The sequence below is a fragment of the Frankia sp. AgB32 genome, from assembly GCF_023243045.1.
In the GTDB taxonomy this organism is placed as follows: Bacteria; Actinomycetota; Actinomycetes; order Frankiales; family Frankiaceae; genus Frankia.
This window is the reverse complement of the sequence record NZ_JALKFX010000009.1, coordinates 43,372-58,195: the sequence shown is the minus strand read 5'-3', so window position 1 is coordinate 58,195 and position 14,824 is coordinate 43,372. Positions and strand designations below refer to the sequence as shown.

Here is a 14,824-nt window from a genome sequence, read left to right as displayed (position 1 = left end):
GTCAGCCTGCGGCCGGTGCCTGCCCGCCGTGCGGTCCCGAGCCGTTCAGGGCGCTGGCACCGGTCGGGCTGGCACCGGTCGGGCTGGCACCGGTCGGGCTGGCACCGTGGGTTCGGTCCTGGACTCGTCCCACAGTGCCCTCCCAATCTGTGGCGCAGATGTGTGTCGCGGCCACCGGCCGGGGCGACCGACCGTGCCGTCCGCGCCCCGCCGGGCGGTCCATTGGTCCCGCCGGCCGGCTGACCCGGATCTCGGCCAGCCGCGGCCGCCCCGCCTCGGCCGTCACCCGGTCAATCCGGATCCGGCATCGCGAAACGCGCGCCGTCACCGCCGTCCCGAAGATCGGCGCGCGCGCCCGCCCAAGAGCCCGGATTGCCCTCCAGGACGGTTCGGTTCGCTGCGGCGTCACAAATTGGACTGTACCGATGGAACCGCAGCTACCCGGCCATTCGGCACCCAGAAGACACACCTATCGGTTACCCCAACCGGCTATCCGACGGAGCGATCTGCGGGTCGTTCTGCGGAAACACCTGGATATCGAGACGTACCAGCCACGGCGGCACCCACAGGCGCCGCCGTGACCGCTGTCCTCAGCTCGTGGAGAGGTCCTGCCGGACCTTCACGAGAATGAACCGGTCGACGAGTTCTCCTGGTTCTTCGAGGGTGCCGGGCACCTCCAGCGATGACCTTGTTCCGCTCCCAGCAGCCCTGCGGCCTGCCACGTTCGTTCCGCCGCCCGGATCCGCGGTGACGCGTGACGCGCCCGACCGGACCAAAGTCCGACCCGCGGTTCGACCCGGTCGGCGAATGGCACGAGTTTCTGCCATGAAACCTCCCAGATCATGGTTACCATTCAAGGCCAACACGACAACAAAACAGCGACGGAAACCCAACCCGTGATTCCTGCCACGGCACGGTGGGCACGCCGGCTTCCGTGATCGACACCATCCGGTCGCCAGGGCAACATTGCCCGGCCACGGCTTCCCGGACGGCCCGGTCACAGAACCCAGAGACATTACGGCGACCGTTGGCACGCCCCCGCAGAACTACCGCCCCCAACTGTCCCGGCGTATCTTCCGGGACGGCAACCACGAACCGGACCCACGCGGCCATGGATGGCGCCAACCGCCACCACAAGAAACACCCACCGCACGCGCGGCGGGGCGCGTGCGGTGGGTCAGTGCGGCATCAGCCGCGGGTGGCGCGGCGCAGCTGCCGCAGCTCGCGGCGCAGCCTGATCTGCGGGATCACCCCGAGCAGCAGGCCGACGACCAGCCCGGCAGCGGCCGAGGCGGCCAACGCCCCGGCGACCGACATCTGCTTCGTGGTCCCGAACAGCCAGATACTCACCCGCGCGTCGTTCTTCACCACGAAGACGACGACCAGGATCGCGATGAGGGCGACGAGCACAGTGATCGCGTACGTCGTGTAGGCGATCCCTCGCCGCGGCGCCGGCCCACCAGTCGGCCCCGCGGGACCCCCCGGCACCGACGGAGCGGGCTGCCCCGGCGGGGTCAGCGACGTCGGCGCGCCGCCGACACCGGCGGGCTGCGGCGGTGGGACGGGCAGGCCCCCGGCGGGCGGGACCGCGGGTGCGGTGGCGGCCGGCTGCGGCCACTGGGGGCGAGTGTCGTTGATCTTCTTGCCCGGCTGATCCGGTCCGGCCATGATCGCCCCATCCATCGCGCATCGCCCGTCCGCCCCCGGGCCCCGCCCGACCGCGGCGACGCTGTCCCCGCATCGCCACACCGGCCCGGCACCGCAGCGTCCAGGTCGCTCCCCTGTGCCTGGCAGTCTAGGCCGTCGGGTGCCCTATGCTGAAACACGCGGATGAGGTGGCCGGGCGGCCGCGTCGGCGTCGGCTCCGGCTGGCGCCGCCGAGGAAAGTCCGGGCTCCGCAGGGCAGGGCGGTGGGTAACACCCACCCGGGGCGACCCGCGGGACAGTGCCACAGAAAACAAACCGCCGGCGCCGGCAACGGCACCGGTAAGGGTGAAACGGTGCGGTAAGAGCGCACCAGCGCCCAGGGTGACCTGGGCGGCTAGGTAAACCCCGCCCGGAGCAAGGTCAGAAGGCCCACGGCCCTACCAGGCCGCGGGCCGCGCAGGCGTTCGAGGGCTGCCCGCCCGAGCCTGCGGGTAGACCGCTGGAGGCTGTCGGCAACGGCAGCCGTAGAGAGATGGCCGCCACCGGGAAGCCGCAAGGCACCCCGGCCACAGAACCCGGCTTACAGGCCACCTCATCCGCCTTCTCTGCAGTCGACCGTGTCCTCGGCCAGCACCGCAGGCCAGCGGACCGGGCCGTCGCGACCTCCTTACCCGCTGCGCTACCGGCGGAGCGGGCTCCGCCACCTTCACCGACGGTCTCCGCGTCCAGGCCGCGTCCGACCCCAGCTCGTCCTGGTCGACCTCGACCGCTCCACCACGGCGCCTGAGCACGCCGACTGTGCTTAGGTACGCGCTGGTCGGCCGGTCAGCCCTCCTCGAAGCCCGACTGATCGAACTTCAGGGTCTGGGCGTTCTCCGAGACGGTGCGGACCTGGCCTTCCTCGAAACCACCGCTCATCGTCGCTTCAATCTCGATCTTCACGGCGAGCTCAGTGCCGTCCCGGCGAAGGTTGGCGATGATCTCGTCGGAGACGTTCTTGAAGTCAAGGGCGATCTTCTCGGGGTTCAGGGTCTTCACCCCGTAGAACCGCCTCTTGACCTGGCGGTAGACACCGTCGTGGTCGGCGTCCTTCCTGAACTGCTTCTTCGCGTCGTCCTTGTCCACGTCAACGCCCACGCCCCCGCCCACGCCCGGGGTCTCTCCCAGACCCGGCGTCGGCGGGGTTTCGGCGGCGCGCTGCTTGAGGGCAACCTCGGGCTGTACCAGGAGCAGCGAGTCGGTGGCCGCCGGCGCGGCGGTCTTGTCCTCGGGTAGCCACAGTCCGACGTAGCGGCCGGCCGCCTCGTCGTAGCCGGTGGCGAGGGCGAAGGCATCTGTCTGCCAGAGCAGCGGCAGATCGACGATGCCGGCGTCGAGGACCGTCCTGTCGCGCAGGCGAGGCAGGTAGGGGTACTGGCAGCAGAGCCCCCACAGGGCACCGAGCGAGACGTGCCCGTCCTTCCAGATCTCCGGAACCTTGCTGATCGCCAGGCGGATCGTCGACGCGGCCTGCCGCGTCGAGAGATCGCCGTCGCTTCCGAGACGGCGGGACACCCGCTCGGCGAGCGAGGTCGACTGACCTTCGACCTTGATCTCCCGCAGGACGAAAGGCTGCTTCGGTACCGGCTGGGCCGGGACGAGCGCCCAGACGAAGGTCTGCAGCAGCCTGGCCGTGACGGTCTGGTCGGCCTGGGTCTGGCGCTGGGTGGCCTGCTTCTTCTGGTTCTGGGTCAGGTCGAGGTCGGCCTCGTTGTCGAGGACGTGCTTCCACCCGAGATAGTCGCGGGTGGCGGTGTCGAGTTCCTCCAGCCGGGCCTCGTCGGGGGCAAGGTAGACGAGCATGTTGCGGTTGGACCGGTTGGCGCTGCCGCGATGCTCGGTCGCCTGCTGGGCGAAGTTCCTGGCGTCCGAATCGGTGCTGCCCCGCTTGTGGGCGTACTTGGGATGGAGGATGACCAGGCGCGCCTCGGCCGTGTCGGGGAGGTCGGCGTCGGTCTGCGGGCAGACGTGGACGCCGGCGAAGTCGCCCTTCACGCGGCCCTGGCCGAGCAGCCGCGTGACGATCTCCTTCCACACGTCTTCCTTGTGGAGGCGCTCAGCCTGGTCCTTGGCGGTACGGGTGATGTTGGGCTGGAGGTCGTACCAGTACTTGCCGGAGCCGGAGTAGAAGTACGTCGCCCGGTCGCCGAGCTGGGTCAGCGCGCTGTGGAAGTTGCCGGGGACGTCGCCGGGGATCGCCGTGCCGAGGAAGACCCGCTGGGTGCCGATGCCCTTGTGCACCGAACCGGGCGCGACGGTCGGGGCGGCGCCGAAGAACACCGTGCGGGCGAGTCGCCTGGTCAGCGCCCGCTGGCCGAACAGCGGCTTCTCCTTGTCGATGCGCGCCGGCTCGGAGTTCGGGCCGTCGACATCGGCGTCGATGATCGCCTTCCAGGAGTCCTGGAGGTACTGCGTCAGCTCGGCGTTCACGTTCGCGGTGGCGAGCGGGATCGAACCAGGCATGATCAGCGGCGAGGCGTCCTCGCCCGTCCAGAGCGCGTGGATCACCGTGCTCATCAGCCGCAGCACACCGCGGGTGCGCTGGAAGCGCTCCAGCGAGGACCATTCCTCGTACAGCGTATCGAACAGTTCCGGGTGGATCGGGTAGGTGCGCCGCAGGCGCATCTCGTAGGAGTTGTCGCGCGCCTCGCGCGGGAAGTCGTCGGTGTACTTGCGGTACAGCTCCACATACGCCTTGGCGGTCGCGCCGATCGCGGCGAGCGCGGCGGCGTCCGGCTGCTTGAACAGCCGCTGCCGGACGATGTGGTACGCCTCGTCCGACGACGCCGGGCGCCACTGGTCGGCGACCCTGCGCACAACGTTCTGCAGTCGTTTCAGGGCTTCAAGCCCGTTGGCGCCGCCGACCTCCTCGGCGCTTCCGACCACGATCTCGGTGTCGTCACCGGTCTCCGAGGCAGGGATCGAGATCGCAAGCAGGACACCCGAGGTGCCTTTGGCCGCCTCGGTCAGTGACTGGGCGAAGGTGAACTGGTCGTCGAACGTGCCGCCCTTCAGGTCGTCGCGACCGACGAGGGAGCGGGCGTAGGCGACCCATTCGTCGATCAGGATGACGGCGGGCGCGTACGTCGCCAGCAGCGTGTGGAGCGCCTCGCCGGGGTGGGTGCGGTCGCTGTCCGCCGCGGCGACGAGGGCGTACGCCTTGGCGCCGCCGAGCTGCCAGGCCAGCTCACCCCACATCGTGTTGACGTGGGTGCCATCGTCCTTGGTGACACCGGACGGGCTGAGGTGGTTGCCCACGATCGCGACCCGGTTCACCCTGGTGCCCTGGTAGCCGTTGGTCGTGAGCAGCTCCTGGGTCTCCTGCGGGAACTCGCCCACAGGAAGCCCGGCGGCCACGTGCCACAGCGACAGCATCGAGTGGGTCTTGCCGCCACCGAAGTTGGTCTGCAGGTTGATCACCGGCGAGGCGTTGTCGTCACCCGCCAGCCGCCGCACAGCGCGGCCGATCAGGTCGCGCAGACCTTCGGTGAGGTAGGTGCGCCGGAAGAACTCGACGGGGTCGGCATAGTCGGAGTCGACCTCGCCGCCGGTGGCGACCTTGTAGAGGTCGGCGGCGAACTCGGAGGCGTGGAAGTTGCCGGTGGCGACGTCGTCGTGGGGCTGGAGCACTTCGCGCCACGGCCTGAGCCCGGTGGACTCCGGGTTGACGACCGCGGCCTTGAGAACCCTCCGATCATCCTTGTCGGCGGTCACCCGCCGCAGGTTCTGCCGGATGCCACCGACCGCGTCGGCCTCAGCGTTGGCCTTGATGAGCTTGAGAAGACGTTCCCCCGTGTCGAGCGCACGGTAGGCGTCGTCGTCGGTGAACGGCCGGTTGTGCGCCCAGTCATTGCGCGCCTCGCGCAGCTCGCTGGCGTAGGTCTCGCCGGCCCGCCCGACGACCTGGTTGAACGGATACCAGCCAGGCTTGTGGCCGCCTGTGATGTTGCCTTCGGTGAGCATGCGGAACTGGAGTTGCGGGTCGAGCGGGTCATAGCCCTTGGTCGCGGACGCGCCGTTCTTGACGTCCTTCGCCTGGACCAGCTTCGTCCACTCGGCCCCCAGCGCCTGGTCATCCTGACCGATCACCGACGAGATGAAGTCGTCCAGCGTCGGGGCAAGGATCTGGAACATCCGGTCGATGCGGTCGCGGTTGCTCAGCGCCATCTCACTCGTCCTCGTCGAACTCGATCGCGAACTGTGTCTCCGTGGGCTTCTTCAGTATGCGCGCGACGTCGAGGATCTCCGGCCAACTTGTCACCAGACTGTTGAAGCTCAGCGCGTCCTTCGTCCAGCCGTTGCTTTCCGCGACCCGGAAGAGAAGATGCGCAAGCTCCTTGACCAGGTCAGCATCAACAGCTCCATCCGTCCGACCCAACGCCACCTGGAGGAACTCCCCCGCTGGCGTGATGCCGTCCCGCTCCAGCACCTTGATCAGGTGATGGAGCACCTCCCAGTTGCTGGCGTGGCCATCCTTGCGCACGTCGTAATCCCACGACAGGTCGGCGGGCCTGACGAGCCGCACGACGCCAGCCCGACTCGACAGGATGCCCGCTCGATCCATCCCGTCGACGCTCGTGTTGCGAGCCCGGGAGAGATTGTCAGCGTCGCCGAACACACCCACCCCGTACCCGTGCTGGCGATACCATGCTATCGCGAAGCGGGAAGGCGAATCGAAGTCGCCTTCCTGCTCCGCCAGCACCTGGTCAAGGATCTCATTGATCCGGGCCAGCGCGGACCGAACTGTCATCTTCTTGCCGTCGGGCTCCAGCACGGCGCCATAGCGACTGAAAACCGCCATCCCCGGCCCAATCGCCGCCTGCGGCAAGTCCACGGGCGCAATCTGCCCCTGCTGAAGCTTGCGTAGCGCGTCGGGCAACTCGGCCTCCAGCGCCCCGATGAAGCCACGCCGATCCGTCGTCGGAGCCCCTTCGGTTCGAGGGCGCAGCGACAGCACGATCGAGGAGGCCAAAGCGTTAGAGCCGACATCCCTCATGCGGCCACTCCGCTCGCTCCTGCTCGGCCAAGTCGACGTGATTGACCAGCCTGCCCGGATCATGCCCTCAAGCAGGGTCTCCCAGCCTGTTGATGCCTCGCCGGCATCATCGGCATCGCTTTGCTTGAATGCGTACCAGACAGTAATCGGTACATCGTCTCGCGCGACCTCCCGCGCGTGCGCGAAGACCCGACGGAAGCCGTCCTCGAAGAATCTCTGCGCACCCCCCTTGCCGCCCTGGCGGAACGGGTTCGCAACAAGTTCTTCCGCCTTCGGTACCAGTAGCGTCGCCAGGAGATCTGGATATACTTCGCGCAGCGACCGGCGCAACCACACGTAGAAGAAGTCCGACAGGTCGGAGTAGCCGATGTTGTCGTAATACGGCGGATCGGTGCTAATTAGGACGGGTGCTGACACCGCTTGGACAGCATCACGCTGCCGCACCACACCATGACCGCATCCGTCGAGACGCTCCGTTGCTTCGGCGACGGCATTCGTCATTCTTACAAGACTTCCCGAGCCGTCGGCGAACGGGTTACCCTCCGCGTGATCCCAGGTCATCGGGATCGCCTGCCGCGCGAAGATATTCCGCAGAATTTCCTTCTGCGGATTGCTGGCCCACGTCGTGATCGATGACTGATAATCAGCTAGGCGGCTCACGACAAAACCGAGGTAGGTAGCGATGGCATCGGCGTACCCGTCGCTACTACCATCGGCAAGGACACGATTTCGGGCTTCGGAGACCAGGTCACTGAAGGTGGTCAGGGCGGTGAGCTGGCGGTTGGTGAACAGGTCGGCCCACTCCGTCATGCCGTAGGCCTGGACCCGGAAGCCAAGGGCCTCCACCGGGAGGGACGCCTCGGGCACATCGTCAGGTCGCCCCATGGCAGCAGCCAGGACGTGTTCGCTGGTTGGGGCGAGGTACATCCGCCGACGGTTACCTTCCGCAACCACGGCGATGAGCTGGGCACCGAGGCGCTTGGCGCGGCCTTCAGCACGTACGAATTTCAAGTCCGCCGCTGCATCACAGGCCACGCATCGCGCACCGGTCTTCGAGACTGTCCCGTCCGTCGCGGCAGTCGGCGCGGCGTGCTTCTCGTGTCCGATCGTGAACTCGACCCGCTGCCCTGAGGGGTGGGTGGGATCGGGGACGACGGTGGGGACGACGTACGCCTCTTTGCCCTTCTTCTTGCCGAGCCACTGGGAGCGGACCAGGGGCATCTCGATGCCGCAGGCGGGGTTGGGGCAGGTGACGGTGCGGGCCCAGATCCAGGCGATGACGGTGGCCTTGGTGCCGTCGGGGAGGGTCGCCTTGGGGTAGAGGTGGCCGATGCGCTTCTCGGCCTCGTCGCGCATCCAGGCACCGTAGGCGCGCACGTCGGCGGCGAGGCCCTCGGCGCCCTTCCAGGCACGGATCTCGGAGTCAGCCAAACCGGGATAGACGGGGGGCTGGTCACGGAACTTTGGCGGGATCTCGATGAGCGCCTTGTTGATGAGGACGGCGACGGGGTTGAGGTCGGAGGCGTGGGCCTCCAGGCCCAGCCGCTGGGCCTCCAGGGGGATGGTGCCGCCGCCGGCGAAGGGGTCCAGGATCGGCGGCGGGTTGCCGTTCGTGGACTTCAGGATCTCCTCGTGGGCCTCCCGCAGGAGCTTCTCGTCCCGGATGTTCTCCCAGATGACGAGTCGCTCGATGAGCCCGTGCAGCCGCTCACGCTCCTTGCGCTGCAGCTCCTCGGTGGGGAACTCCTCGGGCCGCGCGCTCGGGTCATCGACGAGCTGGGCGAACAGGACCGCTCGGGCCGCCGCGAGCGGCCGCCGCGCCCACCACAGGTGGAGCGTGGAGGGATGTCCGTGCCGGATGGACTTCTCCCGGGCGGACTCCCGGTTGATCGCTTCCAGCGGCAGCGCCACCTCGATCAGCTTTCGCTTCTGCACGTACTTCCCTCTACCCTCTGAGCCCCCGCGGAGGTCACGACAAGGCAACATCCAACCTCTTGACTCGCAGTCCCGAATCTAGCGATCAGGCACGAGCAAGGATGAACTGGCCTCGGTGACCGAAGACGGGATTCACGGGAGGCATCAGGACAGACAGATCCGGCTGCTCAGAGCCGGGACATCTGGGGCAGTTTGGGGACGAGGCTGCGTCGCACCGCCTCGGCGAACGGGACGTCAGGGTGCTCCCGGCTGGTCCAGCGTTGCCACCGAGACGGATGTCGCGGACCATCACCAACCTGCCAACCCGGCACGGCCCACTCATCGAGGCGGCTGTGCAGCCACTCGACCTGCTCACGGAAGTGAGTGCGGGCCGAGCCGGAGGGAGACGTCGCACCGTAGGCGAGCAGGACGGCGTCCGCCCCGGCGAGCGCTACGTCCAGTGAGGGTCTTGCCGTTAGCCAACCCTCGGCGGTCGCGCCGAGCTCACTGATGGCCCCAGTGGCCTGTGACGGCATCGAGAACAGGTTCACGACCTTGACCTCGGCGAAGCCGAGCAGCTCGCCCGCCAACGCCACGCGGCCCAAGGTGCGCTTGCCGTCAGTCAGAGGTGGATTCGCCAGAACGGCGACGAGAGTCGCGGTGGTGGGCTGAGCCATCAGAACGGCGGCCGCCCCTTGGCCCAGGTCCTGGCCCAGTTGCCGCGGAGGCCGTCGGAGTCGAAGTCGCCGAGTTCGGTGGTGGCGAAGGGCGCGTCGAGGTAGCGGACCTCGTCGTACCGCGGGCCGCGTGGGTCGACGCGGACGAGGGCGAGCCGGTAGCGGGGGGCTGCGTTCTTGCTGGTCATCACCTCGTTGTGGGTGATGAAGAAGTCGGTGGCACCGGCGAGGCGGGCCTTGACCTCGAGGCGGTAGGTATCGCCGTTCGCGTCGGTGGACAGGATGTCGAAACCCGGGTTGTTGAAGGCCTGCTCGACGGGTTCGCGGCCGATCTCCCGCTCGCGGCTCAGGACGAGGTCGACGCCGCGGCGCTCGACCTCCTTCGTCTCCTTGGCGCGCATCGGCGCAGCCGGCGGCAGTCCGTCCCCGAACAGGCTCACGGGCAGCACCAGGGCGGCGGTGACGAGGCGGGGTGGCTTGGTGGACATGAGCTGCTGCTGGTCGAGCAGCGCCAGGCGCTGGCGCAGCCGCAGATCGAGCTCGACCGCCTTGCGGTTGAGGCTTTCCGACGATTCTCTGGGACGCTCGCCCTTCTGCTCGTTCTCCGCGGCGATCGCCGCCTCGAGCAGCAGGCGCTCGCTTTCCGCGGTGAGGCGTTTCGTGACCAGCTCGCGGGCCTTCGTCAGCTCCGCCAGCCGGCGGGGCTGGACCTCGGCGAGGTATTCGGGCAGGCGGTTGGCGATGATCCAGCTCGCCGCCCGGTCCTCGGCCTCAGCGAGCCACGGGAGAGCCCGCGCGGTGGCGATCGCCGGGCCCGCGGGCGCGGCGACGCAGTCCAGGTAGGGCGCGGGACCGGCGGGACTGACGGTGCCGGCGCTGTTCACGTAGGCGTAGCCGAAGCGACGGGCCACGGACTCGCCGGTGGCGTCGGTGACCTCCTCGATGACTCCGACGAGCAGGTGTGGCTCCTCGAGGGTCGAGGACACGAGCACGGTGCCCTGGTTGAGCGCCGCGCCGAACTGCCGGACGGTCTCGTCCATGACCGCGTCGTGCAGCGGGTGGCCGGGGGCGAGCAGGTCGGCCCGGGTGAGCCCGTCGGGCTGGACCCGGCCGAGGTCGAAGGTGATCCGGTCGTACCTGGTCGCGATCGGTCCCCGGCCGGCCGAGCGCACATGCTGGGGCACGTTCGCGATCTCGTAGCGCCCCTGCTCGCGCCGGGCGATCCGGCCACCGAGGCGGGTGAGGGCCGCCTTGAACGCCAGCTCGATGTAGTGCGGCTGGAGGCGGCGGGCGCGGGCCTCGTCCATCGCCGCGCGCAGCTGCCGCAGGTCGGCCTCGGCGAAATGCTCGGAGGCGAGCGCCCGCTCGGCGAGCAGCTCACGCAGGCCGTCCCCGACGGTGGCGTCGATGATCTCGTGCATCTTCGCCTTCACCTCGGGGCGCTCGCCGTACTGGATGGCGTCGAGCAGGAGGGTGCGCAGCGGGGTCTCGGCGAACGCCTCGCCGAGGACGTCGAAGACCTTGCCGCCGTAGTCCTTGCGCATCTGGTCGAGTTTCTCCAGCAGGCGGGTGAAGACCTCGCCCTCGCGGGTGTTGGCGGCCACGAGGTTCCACAGGTGGCAGGTCTTCTCCTGGCCGATGCGGTGGATACGGCCGAACCGCTGCTCGATGCGGTTCGGGTTCCACGGCAGGTCGTAGTTGACCATCAGGTGGGCGGCCTGAAGGTTGAGGCCCTCACCGGCGGCGTCGGTGGCCAGGAGGATCTGGACCTCGCGGTTCTTGGTGAACTCCTCGGTGATCTGTCGGCGTTCGCCGCGGCGCACGCCGCCGTGGATGGCCCGGACGGCGTCCGGCCTGCCGAGCAGCGATCCGATCCTGGCCCGGAGGTAGTCGAGGGTGTCTCGGTGCTCGGTGAAGATGATGAACTTGCGCGGCCAGCCGTTCCCGTCGGTGATCAGCGCGTTGTCCTGGAGGATGGTCGACAGCTCGGTCCACTTGCGGTCGGTGCCGGCGTCACGAACGGCCTTGGCCGCCGTCACCAGCTCGGCCAGCTCGAGCAGTTCGACGCCCAGTTCCTCCACCGTCTGCGCGGCGGTGGCGGCATCGAGCAGATCCTCCTCCAGCGTCTCGATCTCCTCCGCGTTGAACTCGTCGGCGTCGATCGCACTCCACTCGACCGTGGTGTCCGGATCGCGGTAGGTGCCGTCGAGGATCTCCTGTCGTTTGCGCTCCAGGCGCTCGCAGCGGCGCACGAGGCTCTTGTGGATCGCCGCCGGGCTGGAGGCGAGCCGCCGCTGCAGAACGGTCAGGGCGAAGCCGATGGTGTTCTTGCGCTTTCCGCCGAGCCGGTCGGCCCGGTTCATCCCCTCCCGGACATAGTGGGTGACGTCCTCGTAGAGGGCGTACTCCGACGCGGTCAGCTCGTAGGGAACAGTCTCGGCGACACGCTCGGGGAAGAGGTTCCTGCCCTCGAACGTGCGCAGCTCCTCCTTGACCAGGCGGCGCATGATCCCGCTGGTGTCCGTGGTCTTCTTCTGGCGGCCCTCGAACCTGTCCCGGTCGAGCAGCGTGAGGAAGAGCTGGAAGTCCTCCTCCTTGCCGGAGTGCGGGGTCGCGGTCATCAGCAGCAGGTGACGGGTGATCTCACCGAGGAGCTCCCCGAGCTGGAAGCGCTTGGTCTTCTGCAGCTTGCCGCCGAAGTAGTGCGCGCCCATGCGGTGGGCCTCGTCGACGACGATCAGATCCCATTCGGTCTCGACGAGCTGGGCCCGCAGCTGCTCGCTGCGGGAAAGCTGATCCATCCGCGCGATGAGCAACGGATTCGTCTCGAAGACGTTGAGATTGACCTGGGAGTCGATGAGCTGGTTGGTCAGCAGGTCGAAACGGAGGCCGAACTTGAAGAACAACTCGTCCTGCCACTGCTCCACGAGCCCTCCGGGCGCGACGATGAGGCACTGCTTCACGTCGTCGCGCAGCAGCAACTCCTTGATATAGAGACCAGCCATGATCGTCTTACCGGCGCCCGGATCGTCCGCCAGCAGGAATCGCAGCGGCGTGCGCGGGAGAAGCTCGCCGTAGACCGCGCGGATCTGGTGCGGCAACGGCTGCACATCACTCGTGGCCACGGCGAGCATCGGGTCGAACAGCCCCGCCAGCGAGATGCGCTGCGCCTCGGCCGCGAGCTTGAAATCGCCTGCGACCGCATCGAAGGCGCGGCTGCCGGCCCGAGCGACGCTGAGCTTGTCCTGGTCACTGCGGAACACAACCTGCTGGCCAAGGACACCGGCCGTGGTCTTGTACGTCAGTTCGATCGCGTCGGAACCATGCCACTGCGCGGCGAGGACCGTGATGACCTCGGCGGGGATGAGCCCGTCGAGGCGCAGTCCGGACGTGAGTTCCTCCAGCAGCACGATCCGCCCCCTGATAGACAGTTGGGCAACGCTACTGGATCAGTCCAACAGCTCAAAGCCCGCCTGCTCTACCGGACCGTCGGGCCAGGAGCCGAACCGCTTGATCGCGCAATCGGGCAGCCGACGAACGCAGACGACGACGGCCCCGCGCGACCAACGGCCGCGGGGCCAGCTCCCGATCCGCCGGGGCGGGACAGCGTCCACGGCTTCGGTGAGGTTTCTCCGCACGGCGAAGCGTCGACCCGAAGGGCGATCGTCCGGTGATGCCAGACCCACGCTCACGCACGATGTCATCGATCCCGACATCGCGGCCTCTCCGAGCGAGGGCATCGTGGACGTCACGCTGATCGTCGAGGACGACGACATCGACGATGCGCTGACATCGACGATGCGCTTGCGCGCGAGGCCCGCCGTGCGCACGGCGGCTCTCGCCATCGACGCCTGGACACCCGGCTGGAACGGCCAGGTCCGGGAGGCCCGGATCCTCACGGACTCCTGAGCCAGGCCGGACAAGCACGGCCTGTCGCCTGAGATCGCACGATGGATTAGGTCCGCACTACTCACCTCCCCTGTGACATCATTGCTACAGTTCGTGGCAATGGTGATCGAACGACCGCGGATGGACCTGGAGTCTCCGCGCGACCCACCCGCCCTGGACGCGGGGCCAGGCGAGCCCACCGCGGCCGAGCGGAAGGCTCGCCTGCTCGACCAGGCGCACCTGACGCGAGCGGCGCCGGAGCGCCTCGCGGACACCGAGGCCAACGCATCCGACCCGCCGACTACCGGCTCCCCGCATGACGGCGACGAACCGCCGCGGTTGGACGACCGGCGTCCGCCTGAGCCTCCAGGCGCGGCGGATCGACCCGCCGGCCCGGTTGACAGACGTTCCGCGGCCGGCATCGACCCCACGCTGTCCCCGCTTGAGCGCAAGCTCGCTCTCCTTGACCGTGCTCACGAACAGGCAACCGATTCGCCGGCGGAAAGGACCGGACAGCCGGTTGGCGACAGTGACATCGCACGCGGGCGGGACGGCTCGGACCGGCTCGGTTGGCGGCTGTCCCGGGTCTGGAAGGACAGCCAGCCGACCGTCGACGGGCGCGCCTTCTACGAGAAGTCCGACGAGGAGATGTGGCAGGCGGCCGCCACCGCCGAGCCCGCACCCGGTAAATACACTGCCGACCTGCACGGCAGCCCCGACGCCGTCCACGTGGGCCGGCGCGACCTCGACGCCCGGCAACTGGCCGCCCTCATCCGGCGGGACGACAACTGGCAGGGCCGGCCCATCCGCCTCATGTCCTGCGAGACCGGCCAGGGCGACAACCCGATCGCCCAAGACCTCGCCGACGAACTCGGCGTCACCGTCACCGCCCCCACCGAACTCGCGTTCTCCGACGAGGACACCGGTACGGTGTGGACGACGTCGATGCACGAGAACGAGTACGGCCGGCTGGTGCAGACCGTTCCCCATGATGGCCACTGGATCGACTTTCATCCGACCGCGGAAGGGAAAAGGAATGCCTGAGATCGTCGACGGCATCAAAATTGCGAAGCTGTTCGACGGCACTCGGGACGGCGCACCGTACGTCGTCGACCGTCCGGCACTTCCCATCGGTCCAGAACGAGCAGACTTCCTTGCCTATCTAAAGAAGGGGAAGATCGTCATGCGCGCGGCCGGCCAGTCGGTCGACCGCCTTGATGAATCCAGAGGCAAGACGGTCCCGATTGTATTTCTAACCGACGGAGAATGGGTGTGGAGCGCATCCATCGGATACTATCTTGAGGAGCACGGACTCCCTCCCGAACCGGAGTTTCTCGATTATCTGCGCGCTCGCGACTTTCACTACGTGACGCCGACGGAAGACAAGGTCAGGACGGCCGGGCGAGCTGTCCGGGGCGAGTAATCACAAGGGTGATAAGAACGGTCGGATCTGCGGCGTCGACATAGTGGGTTGTCCGGCTGCCACCCATGATCCGTCGCAAGTTCACGATTGCGGTCGGCTGCTCGCCTGGTCCGAGGCGTCCGCCAGCCAGTTTTTCTGATCAAGGTGTTCCGCGGCGCCGTCAGGAGCCGAGCTGCTGGCCGCCGGGTCCGGATCGGCTCGTTGGGCGCAGGTCGCGAGGTACTGGACGAGGGTGGGCCG

General features: G+C 68.2%; 8 protein-coding genes and 1 other RNA gene. 4 read left to right on the top strand and 5 right to left on the bottom strand.

Annotation, left to right across the window (positions count from 1 at the left end; genetic code table 11):
• Positions 1-1,188 precede the first annotated feature (1,188 nt).
• Positions 1,189-1,668, bottom strand: a complete 480-nt coding sequence (locus MXD60_RS04695) for a lipopolysaccharide assembly protein LapA domain-containing protein (RefSeq protein WP_248817713.1) — start codon at positions 1,666-1,668, stop codon at positions 1,189-1,191.
• 163 nt (positions 1,669-1,831) lie between these two features.
• On the opposite strand from MXD60_RS04695, the gene rnpB reads away from it, so the two are divergent.
• Positions 1,832-2,246: RNase P RNA component class A (rnpB, locus tag MXD60_RS04690), an RNA gene on the top strand.
• Between the two features lie 226 nt (positions 2,247-2,472).
• On the opposite strand, the gene MXD60_RS04685 is transcribed toward rnpB, so the two are convergent.
• The 4 genes from MXD60_RS04685 to MXD60_RS04670 all read right to left on the bottom strand — a co-directional run bounded on the left by MXD60_RS04685 (position 2,473) and on the right by MXD60_RS04670 (position 12,683).
• Complete coding sequence (locus MXD60_RS04685; protein WP_248817712.1) at positions 2,473-5,853, bottom strand: DUF499 family protein; 3,381 nt, start codon at positions 5,851-5,853, stop codon at positions 2,473-2,475.
• Between the two features lies 1 nt (position 5,854).
• Positions 5,855-8,617: a DUF1156 domain-containing protein gene (locus tag MXD60_RS04680; protein WP_248817711.1), complete on the bottom strand. Its 2,763-nt coding sequence runs from the start codon at positions 8,615-8,617 to the stop codon at positions 5,855-5,857.
• A gap of 167 nt (positions 8,618-8,784) precedes the next feature.
• Positions 8,785-9,192, bottom strand: coding sequence for a DUF1643 domain-containing protein (locus tag MXD60_RS04675; RefSeq protein WP_248817710.1), 408 nt, complete (start codon positions 9,190-9,192; stop codon positions 8,785-8,787).
• Between the two features lie 80 nt (positions 9,193-9,272).
• Positions 9,273-12,683: a helicase-related protein gene (locus MXD60_RS04670; protein ID WP_248817709.1), complete on the bottom strand. Its 3,411-nt coding sequence runs from the start codon at positions 12,681-12,683 to the stop codon at positions 9,273-9,275.
• 331 nt (positions 12,684-13,014) lie between these two features.
• On the opposite strand from MXD60_RS04670, the gene MXD60_RS04665 reads away from it, so the two are divergent.
• The 3 genes from MXD60_RS04665 (at position 13,015) to MXD60_RS04655 (ending at position 14,584) form a co-directional block, all read left to right on the top strand.
• Positions 13,015-13,182, top strand: a complete 168-nt coding sequence (locus tag MXD60_RS04665; RefSeq protein WP_248817708.1) for a hypothetical protein — start codon at positions 13,015-13,017, stop codon at positions 13,180-13,182.
• A gap of 120 nt (positions 13,183-13,302) precedes the next feature.
• Complete coding sequence (locus MXD60_RS04660) at positions 13,303-14,205, top strand: DUF8616 domain-containing protein (RefSeq protein ID WP_248817707.1); 903 nt, start codon at positions 13,303-13,305, stop codon at positions 14,203-14,205.
• A complete protein-coding gene (locus tag MXD60_RS04655) occupies positions 14,198-14,584 on the top strand; it encodes a hypothetical protein (RefSeq protein WP_248817706.1) in 387 nt (128 codons plus the stop codon). Before MXD60_RS04660 ends, MXD60_RS04655 begins: the two co-directional genes overlap by 8 nt.
• Positions 14,585-14,824 lie beyond the last annotated feature (240 nt).

Excerpts from the sequence above, each read along its gene's own strand:
- MXD60_RS04655 (WP_248817706.1), top strand. The coding sequence starts at position 14,198 with ATGCCTGAGATCGTCGACGGCATCAAAATTGCGAAGCTGTTCGACGGC.
- MXD60_RS04660 (WP_248817707.1), top strand. The coding sequence starts at position 13,303 with ATGGACCTGGAGTCTCCGCGCGACCCACCCGCCCTGGACGCGGGGCCA.
- MXD60_RS04695 (WP_248817713.1), bottom strand. The coding sequence starts at position 1,668 with ATGGCCGGACCGGATCAGCCGGGCAAGAAGATCAACGACACTCGCCCC.
- MXD60_RS04685 (WP_248817712.1), bottom strand. The coding sequence starts at position 5,853 with ATGGCGCTGAGCAACCGCGACCGCATCGACCGGATGTTCCAGATCCTT.